The 23,972-nt window shown below is 35.9% G+C and carries 21 protein-coding genes; 7 read left to right on the top strand and 14 right to left on the bottom strand.

The window, feature by feature from the left end:
* Positions 1 to 21 precede the first annotated feature (21 nt).
* The 7 genes from EHR01_RS17810 to EHR01_RS17775 all read left to right on the top strand — a co-directional run bounded on the left by EHR01_RS17810 (position 22) and on the right by EHR01_RS17775 (position 11,336).
* Entirely contained in the window at positions 22 to 3,759 is a 3,738-nt protein-coding gene (locus EHR01_RS17810) for an adenylate/guanylate cyclase domain-containing protein (protein ID WP_135696859.1), read from the top strand.
* Positions 3,756 to 5,843: an adenylate/guanylate cyclase domain-containing protein gene (locus EHR01_RS17805; RefSeq protein ID WP_135696857.1), complete on the top strand. Its 2,088-nt coding sequence runs from the start codon at positions 3,756 to 3,758 to the stop codon at positions 5,841 to 5,843. The genes EHR01_RS17810 and EHR01_RS17805 overlap by 4 nt, the downstream gene beginning before the upstream one ends.
* A 499-nt stretch (positions 5,844 to 6,342) precedes the next feature.
* Positions 6,343 to 6,861, top strand: a complete 519-nt coding sequence (locus EHR01_RS17795) for a helix-turn-helix transcriptional regulator (RefSeq protein WP_135696853.1) — start codon at positions 6,343 to 6,345, stop codon at positions 6,859 to 6,861.
* A 51-nt stretch (positions 6,862 to 6,912) separates the two neighbouring features.
* Complete coding sequence (locus tag EHR01_RS17790; protein WP_135696851.1) at positions 6,913 to 8,475, top strand: peptidoglycan DD-metalloendopeptidase family protein; 1,563 nt, start codon at positions 6,913 to 6,915, stop codon at positions 8,473 to 8,475.
* Positions 8,472 to 10,409 (top strand): ankyrin repeat domain-containing protein, encoded by a 1,938-nt coding sequence (locus EHR01_RS17785; RefSeq protein ID WP_135696849.1) that lies wholly within the window; start codon positions 8,472 to 8,474, stop codon positions 10,407 to 10,409. Before EHR01_RS17790 ends, EHR01_RS17785 begins: the two co-directional genes overlap by 4 nt.
* Positions 10,409 to 10,843, top strand: a complete 435-nt coding sequence (locus tag EHR01_RS17780; protein ID WP_004787483.1) for a Crp/Fnr family transcriptional regulator — start codon at positions 10,409 to 10,411, stop codon at positions 10,841 to 10,843. The genes EHR01_RS17785 and EHR01_RS17780 overlap by 1 nt, the downstream gene beginning before the upstream one ends.
* Complete coding sequence (locus EHR01_RS17775; RefSeq protein ID WP_135696847.1) at positions 10,833 to 11,336, top strand: Crp/Fnr family transcriptional regulator; 504 nt, start codon at positions 10,833 to 10,835, stop codon at positions 11,334 to 11,336. The genes EHR01_RS17780 and EHR01_RS17775 overlap by 11 nt, the downstream gene beginning before the upstream one ends.
* Here EHR01_RS17775 and EHR01_RS17770 read toward each other — a convergent pair whose 3' ends face one another.
* From EHR01_RS17770 to EHR01_RS17705, 14 genes are all read right to left on the bottom strand, one after another.
* On the bottom strand, positions 11,337 to 12,047 hold the full coding sequence (locus tag EHR01_RS17770) for an SDR family oxidoreductase (RefSeq protein ID WP_135696845.1): 711 nt from the start codon (positions 12,045 to 12,047) through the stop codon (positions 11,337 to 11,339). It lies immediately after the preceding gene.
* A complete protein-coding gene (locus EHR01_RS17765) occupies positions 12,044 to 12,961 on the bottom strand; it encodes a CE1 family esterase (protein ID WP_135696843.1) in 918 nt (305 codons plus the stop codon). Before EHR01_RS17765 ends, EHR01_RS17770 begins: the two co-directional genes overlap by 4 nt.
* The gene (locus EHR01_RS17760; RefSeq protein ID WP_135696842.1) at positions 12,958 to 13,491 is read right to left on the bottom strand and encodes a hypothetical protein; all 534 of its coding nucleotides are present in this window, start codon (positions 13,489 to 13,491) and stop codon (positions 12,958 to 12,960) included. The genes EHR01_RS17765 and EHR01_RS17760 overlap by 4 nt, the downstream gene beginning before the upstream one ends.
* Positions 13,481 to 14,095: a hypothetical protein gene (locus EHR01_RS17755; protein WP_135696840.1), complete on the bottom strand. Its 615-nt coding sequence runs from the start codon at positions 14,093 to 14,095 to the stop codon at positions 13,481 to 13,483. The genes EHR01_RS17760 and EHR01_RS17755 overlap by 11 nt, the downstream gene beginning before the upstream one ends.
* A gap of 15 nt (positions 14,096 to 14,110) precedes the next feature.
* Positions 14,111 to 15,211: a DNA alkylation repair protein gene (locus EHR01_RS17750; RefSeq protein WP_135696838.1), complete on the bottom strand. Its 1,101-nt coding sequence runs from the start codon at positions 15,209 to 15,211 to the stop codon at positions 14,111 to 14,113.
* A 173-nt stretch (positions 15,212 to 15,384) separates the two neighbouring features.
* Positions 15,385 to 17,553 carry an ABC transporter substrate-binding protein gene (locus tag EHR01_RS17745; protein WP_135697445.1) on the bottom strand — a complete coding sequence of 723 codons (2,169 nt, stop codon included), beginning with the start codon at positions 17,551 to 17,553 and terminating at the stop codon, positions 15,385 to 15,387.
* A gap of 53 nt (positions 17,554 to 17,606) precedes the next feature.
* Positions 17,607 to 18,149 carry a PadR family transcriptional regulator gene (locus tag EHR01_RS17740; protein ID WP_135696836.1) on the bottom strand — a complete coding sequence of 181 codons (543 nt, stop codon included), beginning with the start codon at positions 18,147 to 18,149 and terminating at the stop codon, positions 17,607 to 17,609.
* Positions 18,150 to 18,153: 4 nt separating this feature from the next.
* Positions 18,154 to 19,038, bottom strand: a complete 885-nt coding sequence (locus EHR01_RS17735) for an alpha/beta fold hydrolase (protein WP_135696834.1) — start codon at positions 19,036 to 19,038, stop codon at positions 18,154 to 18,156.
* Position 19,039: 1 nt separating this feature from the next.
* The gene (locus EHR01_RS17730) at positions 19,040 to 19,636 is read right to left on the bottom strand and encodes an NAD(P)H-dependent oxidoreductase (RefSeq protein WP_135696832.1); all 597 of its coding nucleotides are present in this window, start codon (positions 19,634 to 19,636) and stop codon (positions 19,040 to 19,042) included.
* Between the two features lie 79 nt (positions 19,637 to 19,715).
* Complete coding sequence (locus tag EHR01_RS17725; protein WP_135696830.1) at positions 19,716 to 20,714, bottom strand: DUF1554 domain-containing protein; 999 nt, start codon at positions 20,712 to 20,714, stop codon at positions 19,716 to 19,718.
* Positions 20,715 to 20,954: 240 nt separating this feature from the next.
* Positions 20,955 to 21,950: a DUF1554 domain-containing protein gene (locus tag EHR01_RS17720; RefSeq protein ID WP_135696828.1), complete on the bottom strand. Its 996-nt coding sequence runs from the start codon at positions 21,948 to 21,950 to the stop codon at positions 20,955 to 20,957.
* A gap of 177 nt (positions 21,951 to 22,127) precedes the next feature.
* The gene (locus EHR01_RS17715) at positions 22,128 to 22,511 is read right to left on the bottom strand and encodes a DUF3703 domain-containing protein (protein WP_244310178.1); all 384 of its coding nucleotides are present in this window, start codon (positions 22,509 to 22,511) and stop codon (positions 22,128 to 22,130) included.
* A 120-nt stretch (positions 22,512 to 22,631) separates the two neighbouring features.
* A complete protein-coding gene (locus tag EHR01_RS17710) occupies positions 22,632 to 23,411 on the bottom strand; it encodes a helix-turn-helix domain-containing protein (RefSeq protein WP_135696824.1) in 780 nt (259 codons plus the stop codon).
* A 6-nt stretch (positions 23,412 to 23,417) separates the two neighbouring features.
* Positions 23,418 to 23,969 (bottom strand): NADPH-dependent FMN reductase, encoded by a 552-nt coding sequence (locus tag EHR01_RS17705; RefSeq protein WP_135696822.1) that lies wholly within the window; start codon positions 23,967 to 23,969, stop codon positions 23,418 to 23,420.
* Positions 23,970 to 23,972 lie beyond the last annotated feature (3 nt).

Below are 23,972 nucleotides of genomic sequence, written 5' to 3'. Positions count from 1 at the left end.
TCTTAACCTTAGTGCCTACCTATGAAGAAAAGATTCATTTTAATATTCCTGTTTTGTATGTTCTTTGGATTCTCCGCCTGCACGGAAGTCAATCGCAACAAACCAATTGCAAAGGAAGGAAAGATGGATTTGTCCTCATGGGACTTTTCGAAAGATGGAAACATCACTCTTGACGGAGAATGGGAATTTTATTGGAAACAAACGAACAAAGGCATTCAAATTGACACTGAATTGGGAAGGGAACCTAAGTACATCTACCAAACAGTACCATCCAATTGGAAAGGTGTGGATTGGTTTGGTGAAACTCTCGGCGGATTTGGTTATGCGACATATAAGTTAAAAGTCCTTTTTCCAAAAAACACACCCACCCTAGCCTTTCACAACTTAGACCTCTCCTCTGCTTATCGCTTGTACATTAACGGCAAACTGGTGGTGGAACAAGGAAGTTTTGGAATCAATCCTAATTACTTTGAACCATCCTATAAATCTGTTCTTTTGGATTTAGAATCCCTGTCAGGTGAAACGGAAATCGTGTATGAAATTTCCAATTTTCATTATTCCAAGGGTGGATTTTGGGAAAGTATGGAAATCGGCGAAAGACGGATGTTATATGACAAAGTCAATCGCAGCTACCAAATTACTTCTTTTCTTGCTGGTAGTATTTTTTTATGGGCTTTGTACCACTTGGGACTTTTTGTTATGCGCAGGCAAGACAAAGCAAGTCTTTTTATATCTTTATTTAGTTTGCTCATCGTTATGCGACTTCTAACGATCGGCGAAAGAAATATTTTAAACATCTTTCCTGACATGCCAATGGATTTTCTCATCCGATTGGAATTTGCAACCATATACATTGCCACCATTGTTTTTGCCTATTTTTACCGTTTGGTATTTCCCAATACTGTGGGAAAAAAGACGATGTGGGTTTTAAATGTTCTGAGTACTCCATTTCTTGTTTCCCTATTTTTGCCAGTGGCTACCTTCAGTGCCCAAATTCATTTTTTCCAAATTTTTTTGATTTTAGTCTGCGTTCGAATCACCATTGCGATCATCATGGCTTACAGGTCAGACACAGTGGGTGCAGGCCTTTCTCTTATCGGTTTTAGTTTTGTATTTGGAACTGTCGTCCATGACATTCTTTATCAAAACAATGTCATCAATACAATGAACATAACTCCCTTTGGATTTTTAGGATTTATTTTATTCCAAGGCTATATTCTTTCGTATGGATTTACAAGGGCTTACCTTTCTATTGAAAAACTTAAAGAAAAATTAGAAGTATCCAACAAAGAACTCAATATCTTAAAAGAAGGACTAGAAGACATTGTTGTAGAAAGAACACAGGAATTAGAAAATTCGAAAGCAAATATAGAAAGGCTAAATGAATTTGCAAAAACATTAAACACATCTCTTGAACTAGATAGTATTCTTACAAAAGCTTTTGATTACTTAAATGAAGAAGTATTTTGTGATTCCATGATTTTACTTCTTGTGGATGCTGAAAATTCAAAACTCACTTACCATAAATCTGTTTTTTCTTCCAACTCAAGATTGTCACTTGAATCAAAGTTAAATGGTATGAGTTTTGCTTTGGACTCAAGTGCTGGAATTTTTTATCACGTTTACAAAAGAAATCGTCCATTCCGATTTGCAAAAGTCTGGGAATCACGTCTTACCGAATCCAACCAACAATTTCTCCAAATGGTGGGAAAACACCCTGGTATGATCATCCCTCTCAGTTCTCAGGGTAAAGTAATCGCCATGTTAGCCCTCTTTAGTGAACAAAAAGGAAGAAGTTTTTCTAGATCCCAACTCCAGTTAGTCGAAAACACTGCAGAGAATATTGCAACTGCTGTTACCAACTCCATTCTTGTGGAAGAAATGAACCGGGAAAAATTCATTGCTGAAAACTCCAGAATGCAAATGGAAAATGCTAAAAATGAGGTTGTTAAGTTAAACGAATTCACAAAAAAAATAAACTCTGAATCAAGTCTCTCACAAATCATAGAAGAGATGTTTAACTACATTCTAAAAACATTTGAAATTGAAGCAACTCTCCTCCAACTCATTGATCCTAAAAAAAACGAACTTTATACCTATAACACTACCATTCCTACTTATGCGACAGAGGAACAGTTGTTATTTGCAAAATCAATCAGGGTCCCGCTAAATGAAAAAGGAGGGATCATATATAAAACTTTTCTTAGAAAAAAAGCTTTGTTTGTTCCCAAACCTCCTAAACGATACGAATCCGAATTAGATGAACAGATTTTTTCACAACTAAGTCTTACTTCTTTCGTTGCGGTTCCACTTGTGGTTCAAAACGAAGTGATCGGTATGGCCTATTTCACTTCTTTCCAAAAACCATTGGAAGTCACGAGAGAAGTCCTTCGTCGCATTTCAGGATTTTGTGATCAAATTGCGGGAGCCATCCAAAACTCTTTATTGTTACAAATCACAGAAGAAGAACGCAAAAAATCAGAACAGGCAAAAGCAGAGATCCAAAAAATGAATGAGTTTGCAAAAAACGTAAACTCACAAAACAATTTAGAAAACATTCTCGCAGAAATTTTCGGATTCATTCGAAAAAACTATAAAATCGAACACTGTGTCCTCTATTTTTTAGATAAAGAATACAATGAGTTTCGTTATCTAAATCACTCAGGGTTTGATCTATTAGTGGATGAAAATATAAACTACTTTAAATCTCTTCGGTTTCCTCTCCGAGAAGAAAGTGGTTTCGTTTACAAATGTTACAAACGCAAACGACATTTTTATATGAAACATGTTCCAAAGTCACTCCCGTTTGCCATTGACAAACAAATTACAGAAAGATCGGGAATGAATGGGTTTTTAATCTCTCCACTTGTGAACAATGACGAAGTGGTTGCGATGGCTGTCTATGGAATTGGAGATGAAAACATTCAGTTGAATAAAGATGAAGTGAATTCCATTGTAGGTGTTTCTGAACACATTGCCAGTGCCATCAACAATCACTTTTTACTTAAAAAAATTGAAGAAGAAAAACAAAGATCCGATTCTCTTTTATTAAACATCCTTCCTAAAAACGTAGCAGAAGAATTACAAAAAAAAGGCAGAGTCAACCCTGTTGAATTTGAAAATGTCACCTTACTTTTGACTAGTTTCCCCGGATTTTCCCAAATCACAGGACAACTCACTCCGGAAGAACTTATCGAAGGATTAGATTTATATTTTTCACGTTTTGATGAAATCATCAAAGCACAAGGGATGGAAAAACTTCGGATGACAGGCGATATGTATTTGGCAGCAGGAGGACTTCCTGTTGGAAACTTTACACATGCTGTTGATGCTTGTCTTGCCGCCTTACAAATCAAAGACGAAGTAATGCGAATGATCGAAGATTTCAAAGACATTCCTTTTCGTCCGAATGGAATTACCATTGCAATCCATTCGGGTCCCGTAGTTGCGGGAGTCATCGGGAAATCAAAGTTCAATTATGATGTTTGGGGAAAAACGGTAACACAAACCCAGGCAATTCGAAGAGGAGGAGTTGGGGTTCCAATCAATATCTCTCAAGAAACTATGGAAAAAGTAAAACGACTCTTCCATATAGGGAACCAAAGACAAATCAATACCTACGAAGGAGATCAAGTCCCCATTTATGAATTGTTATCTTTAAAACCTGATTTATCTGATGATACAGGATCAACACCAAATGAAAAATTTGGGAGATTGTATACACAACAAAAACGGGGAGCAAAGATTCTAATCAAATGATCTATGCCCTTGTCGCCATCGCCATTCTTTTTGTATGCATTCTATACGGAATGTATTCATTATACAAACAAAAAGAAGACAAAGAAAATACGATCATCGTATACCAAGCTGAAGTTAAATTATTAAAAGAAGATTTAGAAAAAAAAGAAAAAGAACTCATCAGCACAAAATCCATCTCAGAAGAATTCTCAGACAAACTCGTTGACTCGTATGCTCAGTTATCCGACTTAGATGGGCTCCTAAGAGAAATCAATTCTGCTTCAGACTTAAAAGATATTCTCAAAATTTTAGGACGTTACATTCGGGAAAAATTCAAAGTCCCTCACTATTTATTATATGTTTACAAAGAAGAATTAGAAGCACTCGAATTTTTTCACAGCAATTTTCCAGAAGAACTCACGGACAAAGTTAAAGAAGAAATTATGGAAAGAAAAATTCCAGTTTCCGACTCATACGTTACTATGTATGCACATGCTTATGTTCGAAAACGCAAACGAAGTTTTTATATCCAAGATTTCGAATCATATAAAACGGAAGGAGTTGAGCTTGCGAACAAACAATCGGCAAATTTAAAATCCCTTCTCATCGTACCACTATACTTACGAAATAAATTCATCGGAACACTCGATTTATTAGATTATTCAGGAAATTTTGGACTATCAGAACAACAACTGAACCAAATCAAAATCATTGCTGATTATATTGCAGGTACAATTGAAACTGGTTACCTACTCAATGAACTCAAAGAAGGGAACATCACGATTCAAAGAGAGAAGGAAAACATTGAGTCCAATCGACTAAAATTAGAAAACTTACACCGATTCAACCGAAGGATCAATTCATATTCACAAATTGAAGACATTGCTAGAGAAGTATTTTCCTATCTCAAAGTTAACCATAGAGTAGAGTTGGGATTTATTTTACTCGTTGACCCAAAAACAAATTCACTTGTACCTCTTATGGAAGGGGCAGAAGTTTTTAACAAAGGTCTCCTTGTTACCAATTTCCTTAGAACATTCCGAACTGCACTTTCACCAAACATAGGTTCGCTTTACAGAACATTCGAAAAACAAAAACCGGTTTACTTAAAAAAATCCTTAAAGTGGAAACAACTTACAAACATTGATACATCCATCGTGGATAGTTTCAAATTAGAACTGTTTGGGCAAATCCCACTCGTAGTCCAAGGCCAGACCATTGGCATTATTTGTGTCACTCGCCTCACAAGAGAACAAGATTGGACCAAAGATGAATTTGCAGAAATCATTTCTTTCTGTGAACAGGTTGCAGGTGCCATCCACAATGCAAATCTTAGGCGGGATCTAGAAAAAGAACGAGAAAAAACACTTCATTTCATTCGGAATATTTTACCGGGAGATTTAGCGGATGAATTGATTGAACGAGGTGAAGTGGTTCCAATGGAATATGAATCTGTCAGTATTCTATTTACGGATTTTAAAAATTTTACCCTAGCAGCAGAATCACTTTCGCCAGAAGATCTGATTGAACAATTGGATGGTTGTTTTTCTCAGTTTGATGATATCGCTGTTCGCCATAATTTTGAAAAACTAAAAACCATTGGTGACTCTTATATGGCTGCCGGTGGAATCCCACAAGGTAACTTCACACATCCAGTAGATGCTTGCCTTTTTGCAATGGAAATCAAATCCTTTATGACACAAATCAAGTCATTCAAACAGATGTTAGGTCAGGACTTTTGGGAAATCAGAATTGGAATCCATACTGGTCCTGTCGTAGCAGGTGTAGTTGGAAAAACCAAATTCGCTTATGATGTTTGGGGGGACACTGTGAACATTGCAAGTCGTATGGAAAGTTCTGGTGATGCAGGAGAAATTAATCTTTCGGAAACCACATATGATAAAGTGAAACGTTTCTTTGAATGTGAATATAGAGGGAAAGTAAAAGCCAAAAACAAAGGTGAACTTGGAATGTATTTTTTAAAAAGGCTTCGTCCAGAATTTTCAAGAGATCTGGAAGGAATGGTCCCAAACCAAATCTTTTTGGATTTATATAAAAATTTGCAGATCGGTGCCAAAATCATTTACAGACAAACTGGTTCCTAACCTAACTACCTCCTCCCGAAGAACCGGAACCACTACCGCTACCACTTCCGGAACCAGACCCGGATCCAGAACTGGAGTTTCCCCCACCGCTGTTTCCGGAACCGCGACCAGAAGAACTACTGTATCTTGTCGTAGAAGAGCTGCTAGTGGAAGGGACAGGACATTTGTCGTAACACATTTTATACATGGCTACACAAGCAATTGTTGTCGCAGTAGCATTGTCTAGTTGTGGTGCAACAGCCAAGGCACAGACATATTGTTCGCGAACACATCGATCTAGACACTCAGATCTTGTCTCAAAATTTTTTGAATTAGAACATCCGTAAAATCCCAATACAAATCCGAAACAAAGAAACCAAACTTTTAACATGCAACGGTTCATACGATTATGATCGCATCACTTCCGTTGTTCTCCAATGGAGGATGTCCGCAAATGTGGATACTACCTAAGAAACTCGCTTGCGCATCCAGGGACTAGTTGCAAAGTTAAGATAGAAATATGGACACTCGTAAGGTAAGAATTCTTTTTTTAGCATTTTATGTTCTATCGTTGATCGTGTGGATAGCTGAAGAAATTTTCACCTTAACAAACCCACCAGAATACTTTGATCGTTTTCGGGTCGTCATTGCGACAGTGGAATCCTTCATCGCTATTTCATCCTTTCTCGTGGTCTTTATTCTTTACAAAGAGTTAAAAGCAGAAGCGGTTGAAAATATACACGCCAAGTCTCAAATCCATGATCTAAAGCGTACCAATCGCATCTTAAAAAATCCAGAGATGGGTTTTTGGGCAGAAGCAAAGGCCCAGATGGAAGAATGGAAATTGTCAGATGCGGAAACTGAAATCGCAATCCTTCTGCTTCGTGGGTTTTCTCAAAAACAAATTGCTGCTGTTCGAAAAAAAAGCCTTCGCACGATCGAAAACCAAACGGCATCCATCTATGAAAAATCATCGATGCGGGGAAAATTGGAATTTATTTCTTATTTTCTGACTCCCCTGTTGCCTGAGGAAGAATAAACAAAAAACCTTGACCGTTCCCCTTTTCTTTGGTTTTTTATAGTTTGTTTTATGAAAAATCAGAAAATCCTTTTTACCTCTATTTTTCTATTGTTTTGCTCCTTACCCGTTTTGTCTCAAACCTCACTTGAGGAAAGGGACAAACAAAGGCAATCTGGTCTTGTTTCTGCCAACCAAAAGAAACAAGAGGAGATTTTACAAAAATTCAATGACTTCGTCAGTCGTGTTCAAAACAAATATCCCGGACTCAAAATCGCAAACTCTCCCATCGACTTAAAACAAGCAGAAGGGATTTCTGATCACAATGCAGCACCTGGTGCCAAAGAAAAAAAATCAAAATCACTTTCAGCCATTGCTGGAGATTCCTTTTTTTTACAACTAGAACCCTCCAACCAACCTTCCACTCGATCAACTACCAAGGTGAAAAAAGGAGAATCTGTAGAAGTGGTGATGGTCTTAAAACAAGATGTAACTGCTAAAACTGAAAAACCACATTGGGTTCTTGTAAGAACCAAATCAAAACAAGAAGGGTATATTACTCAAGACCTACTTTCTCCAACCAAACCTGCAGTTAAATCAAGAAATACAGATGGATTGTCTTTAGATTTATCTTCACTTTCGGGAAGAGTTACAGAAACACCTAACACAAATTATTCCAATTCAAAAAAGGGAAAAGATATGTGGGTGGAAGCAAGTTCTCTTAACATGAGGGGAGAACCAGATGTAAATGCTTACGTTGTGGCAAGATTACCCAAAGGTCAAAAAGTTAAAATTGAAACTTCCAGTAGTTCCGAAGAAACCATCGATGGTATCACTTCGCAATGGCACCAAGTATCATCTGCTTATGGCACCGGTTGGGTGTTTGGTGGTTATTTGAGTGCATCAGAAGTTGTTTCTTACGATGTCCAACCGGGTGAGATCTCTTACCCACAAGAAAACCCAGATGAATTAAAAAGTGGAGAAAAACGATATGTTCGATCCACAAGTCTAAGAATGAGAGATGAACCAAACGATTATGGTTCCGTTGTCACATCAATTCCAGGGGATGAAAAAATCAAAATCATAGATACCAAAAAAGAAATAGAAACCATTGGTGGAGTTAGATCCAGATGGATCTATATATCTTGGAATGATGAATGGGAAGGATGGGTTTTTGGAGGGTTTGTTTCCAAAGATCGTGGACCTCTTGTTGATAGTGATGATATATCTAAATACTTTCAAATCCCTGTGGACAATGATCGTTATGTATCTTCTAATTTTGGTACGAGAGTTGATCCAGTAACTGGAAAAGTTGGTGCTTTCCATTCAGGGATTGATTTACCTGCGTCTATTGGTACACCGATAAAAGCAGTTAGCGATGGAAAAGTTTGGAGAACCATTACAACTAGCGGTGGTTATGGGATGTTGACGATCCTTAGCCATAAAAACAATATTTTCACCTACTATGCCCACCAAAATGAACGCCAAGTAAAAGAAGGTGACAGTGTCCGATCTGGCGATATCATTGGTCAGGTAGGAAACACTGGCAAATCAACCGGCCCACATTTACATTTTGAAGTTAGGAAAGGACCTGACCAACAAGCTTTGGATCCAGATGCCTATTTACCCAAATGAAACATAAATTTTTTACTTTCAGCTTAGCCCTTCTATTCGTTTCTTTCGGATCTAGTTTTTCACAAGACAATCCACCTGAAACAACCACGATCACTCCAGTGGCACCTGACATGGTGCAGATTCTACTAAAGGGAAATCCAAAAGATTTTGAAACTGCCATCACAAACGGCGGTGACATCAATGCCAGTGACGAATCCGGAAAAACACTTCTTGTCCTAGCCGTTGAAAAAAACAAACCAAAACAATTTGAAACTCTACTGAATCAAGGTGCCGATTTAAACAGAAGAGATTTGTCAGGCAAAACATTATTACACTACGTTGTTACCTCGCGTTTCACAAACCAAATCAAAACCATTGTAGAAAAAGGTGCCGATCTAAATGCTTATGATGCAGATGGGAACACTGCCCTACATGTGGCCATACTTAAATCAAATCTTGCAGTACAAAAGTTACTAGTAGAAAGTAAGGCTGATGTAAATTTAAGAAACAATCCAAGAAAGTCCCCTCTTTACTTAGCTTTTGAAAAATCAAAACTGGATTCTATTACTTACCTTCTTCAAAATGGAGCTGATATCAATCTTCCTGACTTAACCGGAAGAACTCCCGTATTTGTTGCCATTGACCAAAGGAATATAAAATTATTAAATCTAAGTTTGGACTCCAATGGGAATCCTAACACGGAAGACACAAAGTCCATCAGCCCCATTGTTTTTGCGATTGAAAAAGGATTCACACAAGGTGTGGAAGTTCTTTTGAATCGAGGTGCAAATGTCAATGCAAAAACACCTGAAGGAGAATCTCTGCTTTTTTATTCCGTAGAAAAGAAAAACCTAACAGTCACTAACTTACTTTTAAAAAAAGGTTTGAATGTTGATTCCAAGAACTTAACTGGAAAAACTTTATTTGAAATCGCCTTACAAAAAAATGACACCAATCTTTTGAAACTTGTTTTAGATGCAGGTGCAAATCCAAATCAAACCCTCTCTTCTAACAAAATTCCACTCGAAGAATCTATTGAAACTTCCAAATGGGTAATTGCGGAAATATTAATCCAAAAAAATGCCGATGTTTTAACACCAAATTCATCAGGTTATTTGCCCATTCATTTGGCCTCTAGAAAGTCAGGCTTAAAAATTGTAGAAGAGTTACTTAAAAAAAATGTTCCTGTTGATGTTCAAAACCAAAGAACCGGAGAAACTTCCCTTTCTTTAGCTTTAGAAAACAAACAGCTACCTATCACAAAATTCCTTTTATCAAAAAAAGCAGACCCAAACCATAAACAAAAAGACGGTTCCAGTCTAGTTTTTTCAACCATTGAAAGAAAAGATGCGGAAGGATTCAAACTTTTGGTATCCGCTGGTGCCAATCTCCAATCACTCAATGAAGAAGGCGAAAATTTAATCACTACCGTTTGTAAGTTGGACATTGAAAAAAAGGATCAAAAATTTTCTGACGAAACAATCAAGTTATTGATCAGTAAAGGTGTGAACCCCAATACTAAAAACAAACGAGGGTTAAGTGCTCTTCACGTTGCGCTCAACCGAAATCGAATCGAAACAATGTCCCAACTCATTACATTAGGTGCAGATCCCAACCTAACAGATAATAACGGACTGACCGTATTACATAAGGCCATTCAAAAATTCTTATCTTCCAAAGATAATAACCAAACAGAAAACTATAAGAAACTAGTACTATTCCTAGTAGAAAGAAGAGCGAACTTAAACCAACAAGATAAATTAGGGAAAACTATACTTTCCGAACTAGCACTCCAGTTTGATCCTGGTAAAAGTGATTCCATTTTGGAATTGGCGAGGGTCTTCGTTTTAAATGGCGGAGATTCTAAACTAGAAGATAAATTGGGAAAGTCTCCTCTGGAATATGCGGAGGATAAAAAAATACCTGAACTGATTGAGATTTACCGCGGCCTTTAATGTCCATTCCTAAAAAAGACAATCGAATCAACATCTTTGACTTCGTGAATACTGTCCCTACAAAGACATTCAAACGAGGAGAAATCATTGTAAGAGAAGGAGAACCGTCCAACGAAAAGATGTATTTCATCTTAAGTGGTTCTCTTTCTGTTGGAATGGGTGCACCAGACCAAGGAAATTTTCATGAAGTAAGAAAACTTTCCACTGGCGAATTTTTCGGAGAGATCGCATTAATCTCAAGCCATCCAAGGGCGATGACAGTTTTTATTGATTCAGACAGAGCTCAACTCGGAATCCTTGATAAACAGAACTTAACTCGCATTGCAAATTCAAACCCAATGTTTGTATATGCTTTGCTACAAACATACGTTGAACGTTTAATTGAAGCAGAACAAAGATTAAAAGATCTAACGGAGTCAAGTGATGGGACTTAAAGAATCTCTCGCAAAACTAAGTATGATCAATATAAAACGTGGGGAGGTTCTCTTTAAAGAGGGAGTTCCTTCGAACGGTGCCATGTTCTTTTTGTTTGAAGGACAGTTGGATATTTATAAACAAATTGAAGGCAAACATATAAAACTAAGAAGTATCCTACCGGGTGAATTCTTTGGTGAAATGGCTATTATCAATAATAGTCCGAGAGCTGCATCAATTGTTGTTGTTTCAGAAGCTGCAAAATTAGGAATCATCAACCGAACCACCTTTGTTCAGATGAGCCAAGAAAGTCCTGAATTTTTATTTTTATTACTCAAAAAAGTAATCGAACGATTGTATGAAACCGATGGAAAAATCAGGGCCATCAAACGGAAACAAGACGAAGATTCGATGATTGCAAAAGTAATTCCAGCGTCTGGTACAAACTCAGATGATAACGAAGGAAGCCAACCGGAACCGTTCTCAGACGATATTGCTCCTATTGGGGAATGATTAATTCTGTTTTTTACGTTTAATCTTAAATAGTTCCGGCGAAATTTGAATTTCAGGAACTACCCAATGCCGATCCTCGGCAACCAGTTCTTGAATAACTTCTGCAATTTGTCCTGGCAATAAATAAGATTTCGGATCTTCATCCGGTTCAAAATTTAAGTGATTATAAAAATCGGTTTTTGTGATATCAGGTATAACCAGATGAACCTTCACACCAAACTTACGTAATTCGGAAAAAAGCTCCCTTGCATAATGATGAATCCCTGCTTTGAGAGAAGCATATACGTTCCCCCAAGGTGAAATTTCTTTTCCTGCCACAGAACCAATAAAAACAATTCGTCCATGGTTTTGTTTCAAAAATCGTGTTAGTTGACTTGTAAGTAGCATGGGAGCTGTTACATGAACATTAACCATCTCGCGAATTTTTTCAGAAGACAATTCTTCAACTGGGGCAAAATATGCAAGACCAGCAGAGTGAACCAACAAATTGATTTCATTTTTTTTGAGAATATGAACCAAAAGTTGATCTATATCTTTTGCTTTCGAAAGATCACATGAAAGCAGATGAAATGATTCATTTTTATAATTGCATTGTTCTGGATTTCGGCAAACTCCATAAACAAAATATCCCATACCAACTAACATCTGAGAAATGGCAAGTCCGATCCCTCGAGATGCCCCTGTAACCAAGGCTATTTTGGAAACAGTCACAGACTCTCCATAAAATCCCAAACAAGTTTGGAACCATCAATGACTTTTGTTGTTTTTCCCTGATTGATAAAAGGAATCATTGGTGTTTCTCCTGGCCAACTATGCCCAAGGCCATTTAATTGAATCAATCCAACTTTTTTATCTTCTGTACAACTTTCATATCTAAAAAAATCAATTTTTATTTCGCTAAGATCTTCTTTGAAAGTTTCTGATTTTTTGTTAACTGAGTCAGAACATTGGTTCCACTCTTTCCATCGCAATATAGAATCATCAACGGATAAAATTTCTCCACCATCTCTCACATAACCACCACTATATGGAACAAGTGGATCTTCAGTCCCAGCAATAATGCCTACTGATACAGGGTTTGTTTTTAGTGCAGCTTTTCGTTTGAGTGTGAAAACTGAAATTTGGGCCGCCACACTTACAACTCCTTTCCATAAGTTTGGTTTCTCAACGGCAAGACGTTGGGCCATAAAGCCACCATTGGAATGCCCCACCAAAAATACTTTTTTTGGATCAACAGAACCCTCAGCAATCATTCGTTTTACGATTGATTCGATAAAAACTATATCGTTGATCTGATCTTCATCCGCAGGGGTATTCCCCCTTCCATCAGCCCAACTTCTTTTGTAACCATCAGGAAACACAACGACAAACCCTTTAGAATCGGAAAGAATATCTAACTTAGTTTGTCTGATCATACTTGATCCTGACCCATATCTTCCATGCAACGCAACTAACAATGGTATCGGCGACCCATTCCAGTTTTTAGGATAATGAACTATATAGGTTCTTTTTTTATCTTGGATATCAAATGAATCTATTTTTTCATTGGGTGTTAGTCTTCGAATCAATCCAAAACAAGAAACCAATAAAAAGCTAGATATAATAACTAAATATAGACTTTTCATATTTCTTTTATCTCCAACTTAGTAGCATCAATCAATTGTTCTTTATAAATTCGATTCGGCCAATGTGTGATCATTAGTAAAATAACAGGAATCCCTCTCCACTGATCCATACCCATATCATACACGGACTCATTTACAAAAACACCTAGATTCGTATAACGAAACGTAAGCGTATGTTCGGTTCTAATATGTGAAGGGACAAGTCCCCCAGATAAAAATGTTAAAACAAAATTCAGTCGATGGATTAATAAATATCGATATACCGGATCTTTTTTTTGCAAAATCACTTCTAACTCTAAATTTGAGTTTTGGTCTTGAAGAAAGCCTGATTTGAGTAAGGTATCTTGAATCTGTTTTTGTTCCTGTTCATAACGATAAAATCCAGTAAAAACAAACCTTACTTTTTCTTTTGGTATCGAATAAAGTTTACGTTCTTTGGAAGTAACAATATCAGGAAATGCGGCACAATTTAAAAACAAAAGAAGCCAAAAGAGCGAAAGTAACTTTAAAAATTGAGATTTACAGTTCATCCTGAGCATCTCCTAAAAATTTTGATACCTTTTCTGCAAGGATTGTCTTCCATTCATTCCGATCATCACCCCACATCAGTAGAAGAGAAACCCAACCAAACACTCGATAAGACTCCATCGGGTACCGGTATTCCTTTTCTAATTTCCCTTTTTTACTTAGGCGAAAAACCAAATAATCATCATCTCTATCGATATCTGGAATAACAAAAACAGTACTAATCGCAAGGAAACGATTCAGCAAATAAGCACCAAACCTTATTGGATCTCTCTCCGGTAAATAGGAAACAGGCTCCGTTGATTCCCCTAGAAAAAATTTAAATCTGGGACTGGACTCCAAAATGATTTGCAGATGTGCATCTGCCTTGGTTTGGTTTTGGTACTGAACAGCTGTAAATTTTCCAGAGGATTGTAAAGCAGAAAGAATGTAAGAAATTCTGCGTCGGTCAGCCTCATCATCCCAACCTATTAATTCGTAACTTAATGATTTATCTTTGATATGTTTTGAAAAATCCAACTTAGGTCTTTCGGAAGAATAAAAAACAGAACAAAACTCAAAAACAAAAGGAAAAAAAATTACAAGCAATATAAATGATTTTTTTCTCAAACTAAGTTCCTATCCTCATTTCAATTCAAATTTTCGCATATCATATTCGTTTCCATTTAACAAAATCGAAATCGTTTGGGTTCCAGGATAATACACTCGAGTGGTAATGGGTGCAAATGAATGTTTTTTGGTTATCTCTATGGTTTCAGATGGCAACAACATTCGTTCACCTAACTGAAATACTTTAAATCCATGTTTTCCATTAGATAACCGGAACCCAATTTTATATTCTAGTCTCAATTTCGTTTTATCTTTTGAATTTTGACTCAAATGAATTTTAAATTCAAGTGCATTTCCAACTTTAACTTCCTTCTGTGACAGTGAAAATTTAAATTTTTCTGGTTTCCATTTTGTGTTATATGAAAAGAAACCCAAGGCTTTGGTATTTCCTTTTTTAAGAAGTGTACGGAGGGAATGTTTTAAGGTTTTGTCTAACTCAGGTGTTTTGCCAAACTTATGTATACAGAATTCTAATACTAATTCCGGATTTAACTTTGATATATCGTTTAAATGATTTGCAACACTCCGACGGACAATTTCGTTCTGATCATCCCAAAGAGATTCTAGTATCGACAAATGAATTTCTGGATTTTTTTTGATTTCCGGAATTCCAATTCCCCAAGGTAACATCGGGCGGCTCCCTTCACTGGCCAACCTCCGAACCATTGGCTCCTTGTGTTTCGACCAAAGAAACATCTGTTTTAAAGTTCTATCAAAGTGTTGTTTATAAAAAAAACGAATCGCAAATTCAGAACTGGAAAACACAGTAATTTTTTCAAAAGCTTTCATTGATGATTCGAAATCACTTAACCCAGATTTGGTGACAATATCGTTTAAAAAAATATATGGAAAATTAAAATCAGAAATCCCTTGGTTACGAAGTGAATCAATTAAAGTAACAAGATTAGGATAAATATTTGCGATTGGACCCTGCCAATTTTGAACCACTACTTCGGCAAGTCTGTTGATTCTTTCTTTTAATTCCATCTCCTTCCAGGGAGAAGAAAACACCTGTTTCTGAAATTCCAAAGGTTTTATATTGGAATCAACTGCGTTCAGGTGGTTTCCCAAATTCAAAACCCAATCACGGGAATACATATCTTTCAAAGGGTCCATAGAAACTAGTACGAATCTACATTTGCCTATCGTAATTGGAATCGAAAAAGCAAACTTGATCTAATTTACGAAATACAAATATCTGTTAAAATTCTCCATTTTTTCGGGCCAAGGCCTGACCCATGCCCCCTTTCTGCGAATACACGAAGAGCGCATACGAATAAATCCAGGAATTAAGAATTAGAATTTAAGTCTTCTTCGGCAATTGGCAACCAAACAACAAAACAAGCTCCGTTTGGCACATCCTCTAATTCAATTTTTCCACCTGTTTGTAATACAATTTTCTTACAAATATCAAGACCTAAACCCATCCCTTCTCCGTCTGGTTTTGTGGTAAAAAACGGATCAAAAATCTTATCTTTGATTTTGTCAGGAATCCCCGTACCAGAATCAATGATCGAAACTTTGATCCATGGTTCAATCGATTGAATTCTGATTTCTAGTGTTCCTGCATAACTCATAGCTTGTAATGCGTTGTTCAATAGATTGATCCAAACTTGATTGAGTTTATCTCTATTTCCTTTACATTTTTTGTTAGTTAAATAAGACTTAACTATATTAACTTTACTTAGGTTGTAATGATAAAGAGACAGTATGGTTTCTATTTCAAAAATTACATCAACAACTGTGTTCCCACTCAAAATATCTTTATCTGTAACCAAATAACTTTTGAGTGCACGAATCACATGTGTCGCTTTTTCTGATGCAACTGAGATGATTTGATTCGAACGATAAGCTGCAGCCATCGTTGCAACAGTTTCAAGGATGGTAAGCGAGTTTTCGCTTTCTAAGATTTGGGAGAGTTCATCACCCAATCGATAAGCTCCCGTTTCAACGACAAGTTGCATATGTTTTCCATATAAATCCATCTTTAACGTTGATGAATATTTTGAAGCAAGATCCTTTTTGATTAATCTTTCCGTTTTTCCTTCAAGGAAAGTTTGGTTTTTGATACTTTCTTCTAACACTTTATTAAATCGAATAGAATCCTCTTTACTAAATCCAAGAATGGTTTCGACGATTTTATTAATTTTATTATTTAGAAAATCTGCAAGAGATTGATTGGAAGAAACAATGGCTCCCAATGGTGTATTTAACTCATGGGCCATACCAGCAGCAAGTTGTCCGAGCACTGCTAATTTTTCAGAAGAAAGAAGTCGATCTTGGGCTTCTGTAAGCTCTTTTAAAGTATTCAACACACTTTGATTCAATACTTGTAAATATTCATTAGAATTTTTTAATTCTTCTGTTCGAACTTCAACCTGTTTCTTTAAGTTTTCAGAATATTGTTTTTCCAAACGACGCCATTGCACCAACCAAACAACTATAAAAATAGAAACAACTGCTCCAAAAGAATAATAAATCCAATCGTAATTTGTTTGAGGATTGGGATCATAAATAAAACCCCGTAGATTCATATTTTTAGGAAGCATTCCGAGGTCTGCATACACATCATTGATGTGTTTCCAACGTCCTGGATTCATATAACCCATCTCCACAAGCACAGGTTGGATTAATGGAGTCATTTGTTTTGCTTCAAATAACAGTCGCTCCTTCGAATTTCTTTTAGAGTATTTTTCATAAATCAAATCTACAATTTCTTCTTGATGGTTCATTGCATATTGCCAACCACGTAGACTTGCTTCTCGAAATGCTTTTACTCGATCGGGATGTTCCCGAACCTCAACTTCACTTGTAAAAAAATTATCACCATAAAAATCAATTCCAGCTACACGAGGTGAATATTCTACAAAAGAAAAACCTGCTTTTTTAAAATCATAAGCTTGAGTTGTGGCATATCCTGAATAGGCATCCACTTTACCTAAGATCAAATCATTTGGATCAAATTTATGCTCTATGAGCTGCAAATCTTTTAATTCTATACCTTCTTTTTTGAGATAAGCAACTATTTCATCCATCCGAGGAGTTAACATCACTCGTTTGCCAGCTAAGTCATGAATACTTTGAATATTTGATGTTTTTTTAAAAAACAAAACAGAAGGTGAATGTTGAAAAATGACTGCAAGAACAACCACAGGTTTTCCTGCGTATCTTTCTTGGATAAGTTCATTACTCCCTACACCATAATGACCGGGAGATTGGATTACTTTTTCGTGAATACCTTTGATTCCAATCGTACTTTCAAAAATCTCAACATCAAGTCCAAGATCTTTGTAATATCCTTTTTCAAGTGCAGCATAGTATCCAGCGAATTGAAATTGATGAAACCATTTCAGATGAAGGGTTACTTTCTCTGTTCCAAAAATTGGGGAACAAAATATAAACGTAACACAAACAGAGAACACATAGTAACATCTTTTAGAGACAGTGCCCCAGCCCATCATCTGTTTTTTATATAGATTATTGATACCAAATCAATAATTAAAATAAAAAATTAGCTTTTAATTTTACTTTTAACTTTATTTATCCAATCTAAATTTAGTTTTGTTTGTTTTTCCGCATACTCAAGGGTCAAAGACCAATACTCCAAGTCTGGATGTTTTTCCCAATCTGTATCCAGTTCCTTTTGAAAGTTTTTTAATAGTTTTAAATCTTCCTTTTGTTTGTGAACTTCTTCTTCTAACTGTTGGGTTAATAATTTTGGATTCATATGCCTTCCAAAAAAAACTTTAAATAACAATTCGTTTCTTTTGTTTGTTTGGATCGGAGATTCGTCCATCCAACGTCGGAATGCCTCAAGTCCAGGACGAGTGATTTTATAAACTTTTTTCTTTTTCCCGTTGTTATCCGTTTTTTCCCATTCTCGAATCAATCCTTCTTCTTCTAACTTTGCCAAAGTGGGATAAATTTGTCCGAAACTTTCGCTCCAGAAAAAACTAATTGTGGACTCAATGTATTTTCGGATTTCATATCCATTCATTTCACATTGAGAAAGGATACCTAACAATGCATACTGTGTTTTGCTTTCTCGTTTCATTAGCTTATTTTAAATCATTAATGAAATGATAGTATGTTGAAACAACTTCTTCCGGGGACTCAATTTGTGGCCAATGTCCTATCTTTTCAGATAAAAAATAAATAGGCCTAGAAGGAAAAACTTTGGAAAAACGATCTGACATATTTAATCCTGAATTTGGATCCGCTGGACCACATATATAACAAAATGGGATCTGGGTAAACAACATAGCGTTTGTCCAACGTTTTTGATAATGAACTTTTTCAAACACCAGTCGGCCAATGAGATAAGCTATCGTTTTTCCTTCTTTATAGTTTAAAACTTCCCAAAAGATATCTAACCAATTTTTGTTTGGTTGGGTAGTAGGTCCGAAAACACGAAAAAGTGATGCCTCTACAGATTTACGACTCATTGCCTTACTGATTAATTTTCCAATGAAGTTTGGAGTTTGAGATAAAAACCTTTGGATTAGTCTTGGTTTGTAAACATCGGAGAAAAGACCTCCATTCATAAACGCGATCGAACGGATCTTAAATTTATTTTTTTCAAGTGAAGATAACATTTCTTGCACAACACTAACAGCTAAATCGTGGGCTAAAATATCTGCCTCAATGATTCCTAAATGGTTTGCAACTTCATTTACAATTTCTGCATATTCCTCAAACGTATAACGATGATTTTGTGGTTTATCAGAAAATCCCATACCTAAAAAATCCAAAAGAATGATCTTTCTATCTTTGGATATTTTTGGAATGACTAAACTCCAATCATAACAATTGAAAGGATAACCGTGTAAAAGAAATAAATTCCTTCCTTCTCCAATCGTTCGATAGTATATAGAATGACCTTTAAAATTTAAATATTGTCCATTAGATTCAAATTCATTTAGGTCTTTATGAAATAGTTTCATACTATTTACCTTGTTTGGCAAAAGATTCAACATCTTTGGTCCATTTCAAAAAGTCAGATTGTTTCCTAGTTCTCACCTGACCAAAAATTGTTACTTTAACAGGTGAAACTCCACAAAACTCCAAAGTTCCAAACTTCAACAATTGGACACCTGGAGATTTATTAAACCATTTGTAATACCAACTAGGAGCATCCATCGTTACAAAGATACGAGCAGTTTTACCTAACAAAAGTTTTTCGGGAAGTGGCGAGTTTTTTCGGTATTTAAATGAGAATCCCGGTAAAAACACTCGGTCAATCCATGCCTTTAGAACTGCTGGCATACTGGCCCACCAACTAGGAAAAACAAATACCAAATGGTTTGCATCTGTTATTAATTTTTGACTTCGGATTAAATCTGGTTCGAGCGTCTGAGAGGAATCTTTTTTATGGCCCATGTATAAATTATAATCAAAATTTAATTCGGCCAATTTTAGATAATTCACTGTGTGGCCCGATTGTTTTGCTGAATTTACATAAGTCTCCGCTAAATGAGCACAAAGTGAATTTGGATTCGGATGACCAAGAATAACAAGTATATTCCGTTGGTTGGTTTGCATGGGGCCTCATATCTAATAGATATATTTTTAAGCTATATCTATTAGATATGAATAGTCAATCAAATAATTGAAATATTTTTTATTGTTCTGCGCAGTAAAATTTCAAATCACTAGTACAAGCTACATTCAAATTATTGAGTAACGCTACATTATTGCTACTAGAAGTCCCGACAATTCCGTTGCCAGAGCTTGAATTTGTCCAATTGGAACAATTGTTTGGATCTGATTGCCAGGAAGTTCCCAATCCAGTCCAAGTGGTAACTCCAGGAGATTCAATTCCATTCACAATTGGAAGGGTAAACAATGAAACTGCATTCGTAGTCCCGACCGGCGTTATATTGTCGCTTTGAACATAAGATGCGAATGGTTTTAGAACCCAATCGACTTGACCATCGCCAACATCTCCCGTAATAGTTGCCCTTCGAATTCCCGAATCTGTACCAAGCATTGCCTTACATTGAGATCCAACAGGGCATTTAGGATCGGAAGAACATGTGGAATCTGCTCCAGAAATACCACCTAAATTTCCTTTGGTGAGAGTTGAATTCACAAATAACCTTTTATCGTTATCAAAAATCTGCATTGAGATAAATCTTTCTTGAAGTCTTAAAGAAGTATCCGCTGAAGTCGGCACCAGCCGAATTAAAAAATCCCTAGTCCCATTTAATAATGTATCGTTTACAGCTGTTACAGTAATTATCTTTTCCGAATTCCAATCATTGGGTGTCCAAATAATTGTAGTTGGACTGACTGTGGCATAAGAAGGGTTTGAAACGACTATGTTGACATTCACATTTTCTTTTGGCTCAGACCCAAAATTTAATTTATAAGTTAACGAAGAACCAAGGACAGCATTCCCACCATGTTCAGAGAGACGACCTGTTGTCGCACTAAGCAATAGGCCAAAATTATCTTTAATTGTGATACCTGGAAAACATAGGTTTTTCTGTTCACCCGAAACTGCCATCACCAAAAATGTCATGGCATAGGATTTTGATTCTGGGTCACAGGGATTATTATAAAGATTTTTGCTACAAGAAAGGAAAAGAAGACCAAATAGAAGAACTCTAAAAAACATGAAATATCAATCTCTTATTTCTACCAAATCTCGAAATAAATAATTCCAAGCAATGAAAAATAAGAATTATATTCGCCAAACGAAAATTATATGCAGATTTTGGATTTCAAAGCTTTACGATAAATTAGAAAATTACTTTTTCAATCAATGTTATGTCATCATTTAAAGCAAAACTTGAAACGTTCAAATTACGCAAAGCGGTCTTTTTTTCAATTTTTTAGTTGGAAAATAATTTAAATTTTAATACTCCACACAAAGTAAATTTGCTTGGTTACTACAAGAATAATTTCCACCAAAAAGTGTATTATCGGTATATTGCGTTCTGAAAACATAGCCGGTGTTCATTACAGTAATATCAGACCAATTAATACAATGATTCGCACCGATCACCCAGCCAGAAAAACTTCCAAGCCATACTCCAGAAGAAACTGAGTCAATCACATTCGAAAATGGTATTTGTAGTAGGGATGTAGAATTTGTATTGGAAACAAACGTGGTTCCATCTGGCATATAATAATGTGTGTTGGGATGTAATACCCAATCGATTTGTCCATCACCAATATTTGCAGTAACGGATGCAACCCGCATAACTGCATTTAAAATCATTGCCTTACAAATTGAACCATTGGGACATTTGGCATCGGAAGCACAAATGGCATCGGCTCCAGAAATACCACCAAATTCCCCTCCTCGATATGCACTTGCAGATAGGAACAATCGTTTTTCATTATCAAAAATTTGTACATCGACTGTATTCGGATTTAGATCTAAGTTTTTATCTTCCGAATTAGGAACAAATATAAGCCGGAATTGCCTAGTTCCATTTAGAATTGAATCATTAACTCCCGTTACGATCACATTCTGAGGTATAGACCAATTACTTGAATCAAAGTTAAGAGACGTGGGAAAAACGGTTCCATAGGAAGGATTTGATACCACAACCTGAACACTAACGTTAGCCCCTGGCCTTTCCTTCAATTGAACAGAAAAAGCAGCGGAACTACCGATTACCAAACTACCGCCTCCCTCAGAAACACTACCATACTTAGGGTTCAAAGAAATTACAGAAGGATTGAAATCGATCATCCCAGTAGAACAATAACTTTTTGTTTCACCTAACAAATTGAAAACAAAAACAGATTCCAAGTAGGAATCAGATTTGATATCACATGCATTGTTAAATGATTTTTCACGACAGGAAAAAAAGAATAATAAAATAACGATAAATCGAAACATAGAAAATTGAATAAGATTCAAACGATACAAAATTCACAAAAGGAATAATGTACGCAATTAATATTCAAAATCTATAATTTATTACCTATGGGTTATCGTATTCCCTAGACTAACAGATATCAGCCCATCATAGATAAAGAAAAACATTACATTTAATTTTCTTCTTAGAAAAAAGGTCTACTTGGTTTTTAAACCAGCAAGGCCAATACGATCAGTATCTGCATCCTTCAACAAACTTTTTAAATCATCAGGAATGGGCATAGATGCAAAAATTGGCACAGAAACTCCACCCGTATTCCCAACCGGAATTCGATTGAATAAACTACCGATCCAACCGAATAAAACTCGAATCATTTGACCGAAAATTTCCTTTCCATCCAAAGTTCTAATCCCAAACACCAACATTCTAAAGTGAATTCCTGTATGTGAGATTGGATGGTATTGGCCAATGACATGGGCTCTTTCTAAAAAATACCAAGCTTGCACTAAGTTTTTTTCCTTCAAGGATACGTGGTAGTTTTCTAATTCTTTCCGATAGGCTTTTCTAAAATCTTCAGGCATTTTAAAATTCATTTTGGTCAACCTACTCACAAATAGTCTATCTTGAAAATCGACAATTCAAAAGATTCCAAGATTTGTTCATATTACTTCAAGTAAGAATAAAATCCTTGTATAAAAGGGCTAAGATGAGAATATTTTTAATTCAAAATGTGGATTTTTTTTTAACTCAGAAGGGCTCAAACCAAATGATCTACGTAACACACGATTAAAATGTGGCTGATCAAAAAATCCACCTTCATATGCAGCACTCATCAAATCTTTTTGATTGATAAGAATGAAAATAGCTTTCTGCATTTTTTTCCACAACTTATAACTTGAAAATGTAATTCCAGTTTCACTCCGAAACAAATGTCGAAATCGACTGGGAGAAAGGTTTGTTATTTTAGAAATTTGTTTTAAAGTGAGTTGGTCTAATTCATCTTTTTGTATGAACGACAAACTATCTTTAATTCGATTGTCAATATTTCTTTGGGTTTCTAAAATAAACTTATCTTTGAGTAATTGAAGGATTCTATTTTTTGCTTCACCTTGATTTGATTTTAGTTCTGTTTCTAAAAACAAAATATCTGAATTAGAAATAATATCCTTTAAATCAAATGCAGGATTACCTTCTTTATGTATAAAACCTGTATGAAAAGACACAGCAAATAACAAAGGATCGATCAATAAAATAATAAAACGATCGTTCCCAAAAGTTGTTTCATGACTCACTCCCGAAGGGACCAAAGCTGCTTGTGAATAAAAATCTTTACCATTTTTCCCTTTCAGTAAGAAGGGTTTGTCTAAAGAAAAACAAAACTGATGATAAAAGTGGCTGTGACGTTTGGTGGCAAAGGATACTCCCGTATATGCGGCCATTTCTTTCCAAATATAAAAGCCTGACTTCTCCTTTGTTTCCATAGCGATTCAATCTGACGAATTCGTTTTTAATGAATTGATAAACTGGTCCATTAGATTTTTTACTGATTGTTTCGTTTGTAAGTCAGTAATTTCTCCATCGATAGAAACCTTTCCTTTCACTCCAGAAATCAACAAATTGGTTTTTTCCGATAACTTAGCACCGATTGTTTTTAAGACCAATAGTAAAGATTCATGTGCCTTTTCACCAACAGATGCTGCGGTGATGAGTGCCACAGGTTTATCTGTAAACACAATAGAAGAAACTGCCCATTCAATTGCATTTTTCAAAACTCCAGGAATGCTAAATACATACTCGGGAGAACATATTAAAATCCCATCAGCTTTCTCTACTTCCTTTAAAAAAGTTTTCACTATCTCAGGAGTTTCTTCATCAGAGATTCCAGAAGCAAAAAACGGAAAATTGGCGATCTCATCATACATCATAATTTCACAATCATCTGCAAAATTTTGTTTTAAAGTATTCAGAATCTTTTTATTATAAGAAGAGGAACTAATTCCTCCTGAAATTGCTAGAACTTTGGGTTTTGAATTTGGCATAAC

The organism is Leptospira mtsangambouensis, assembly GCF_004770475.1.
GTDB lineage: Bacteria > Spirochaetota > Leptospiria > Leptospirales > Leptospiraceae > Leptospira_A > Leptospira_A mtsangambouensis.
Note: the sequence above shows the minus strand (reverse complement) of the source record. Positions and strands in the feature narration are given on the sequence as shown.

Excerpts from the sequence above, each read along its gene's own strand:
- EHR01_RS17775 (WP_135696847.1), top strand. The coding sequence starts at position 10,833 with ATGGGACTTAAAGAATCTCTCGCAAAACTAAGTATGATCAATATAAAA.
- EHR01_RS17785 (WP_135696849.1), top strand. The coding sequence starts at position 8,472 with ATGAAACATAAATTTTTTACTTTCAGCTTAGCCCTTCTATTCGTTTCT.
- EHR01_RS17790 (WP_135696851.1), top strand. The coding sequence starts at position 6,913 with ATGAAAAATCAGAAAATCCTTTTTACCTCTATTTTTCTATTGTTTTGC.
- EHR01_RS17810 (WP_135696859.1), top strand. The coding sequence starts at position 22 with ATGAAGAAAAGATTCATTTTAATATTCCTGTTTTGTATGTTCTTTGGA.
- EHR01_RS17805 (WP_135696857.1), top strand. The coding sequence starts at position 3,756 with ATGATCTATGCCCTTGTCGCCATCGCCATTCTTTTTGTATGCATTCTA.
- EHR01_RS17725 (WP_135696830.1), bottom strand. The coding sequence starts at position 20,714 with ATGTTTTTTAGAGTTCTTCTATTTGGTCTTCTTTTCCTTTCTTGTAGC.
- EHR01_RS17745 (WP_135697445.1), bottom strand. The coding sequence starts at position 17,553 with ATGGGCTGGGGCACTGTCTCTAAAAGATGTTACTATGTGTTCTCTGTT.
- EHR01_RS17740 (WP_135696836.1), bottom strand. The coding sequence starts at position 18,149 with ATGAAACGAGAAAGCAAAACACAGTATGCATTGTTAGGTATCCTTTCT.
- EHR01_RS17765 (WP_135696843.1), bottom strand. The coding sequence starts at position 12,961 with ATGAAAAGTCTATATTTAGTTATTATATCTAGCTTTTTATTGGTTTCT.
- EHR01_RS17735 (WP_135696834.1), bottom strand. The coding sequence starts at position 19,038 with ATGAAACTATTTCATAAAGACCTAAATGAATTTGAATCTAATGGACAA.
- EHR01_RS17705 (WP_135696822.1), bottom strand. The coding sequence starts at position 23,969 with ATGCCAAATTCAAAACCCAAAGTTCTAGCAATTTCAGGAGGAATTAGT.
- EHR01_RS17715 (WP_244310178.1), bottom strand. The coding sequence starts at position 22,511 with ATGCCTGAAGATTTTAGAAAAGCCTATCGGAAAGAATTAGAAAACTAC.
- EHR01_RS17720 (WP_135696828.1), bottom strand. The coding sequence starts at position 21,950 with ATGTTTCGATTTATCGTTATTTTATTATTCTTTTTTTCCTGTCGTGAA.
- EHR01_RS17750 (WP_135696838.1), bottom strand. The coding sequence starts at position 15,211 with ATGGACCCTTTGAAAGATATGTATTCCCGTGATTGGGTTTTGAATTTG.
- EHR01_RS17760 (WP_135696842.1), bottom strand. The coding sequence starts at position 13,491 with ATGAACTGTAAATCTCAATTTTTAAAGTTACTTTCGCTCTTTTGGCTT.
- EHR01_RS17780 (WP_004787483.1), top strand. The coding sequence starts at position 10,409 with ATGTCCATTCCTAAAAAAGACAATCGAATCAACATCTTTGACTTCGTG.
- EHR01_RS17710 (WP_135696824.1), bottom strand. The coding sequence starts at position 23,411 with ATGGAAACAAAGGAGAAGTCAGGCTTTTATATTTGGAAAGAAATGGCC.
- EHR01_RS17730 (WP_135696832.1), bottom strand. The coding sequence starts at position 19,636 with ATGCAAACCAACCAACGGAATATACTTGTTATTCTTGGTCATCCGAAT.
- EHR01_RS17795 (WP_135696853.1), top strand. The coding sequence starts at position 6,343 with ATGGACACTCGTAAGGTAAGAATTCTTTTTTTAGCATTTTATGTTCTA.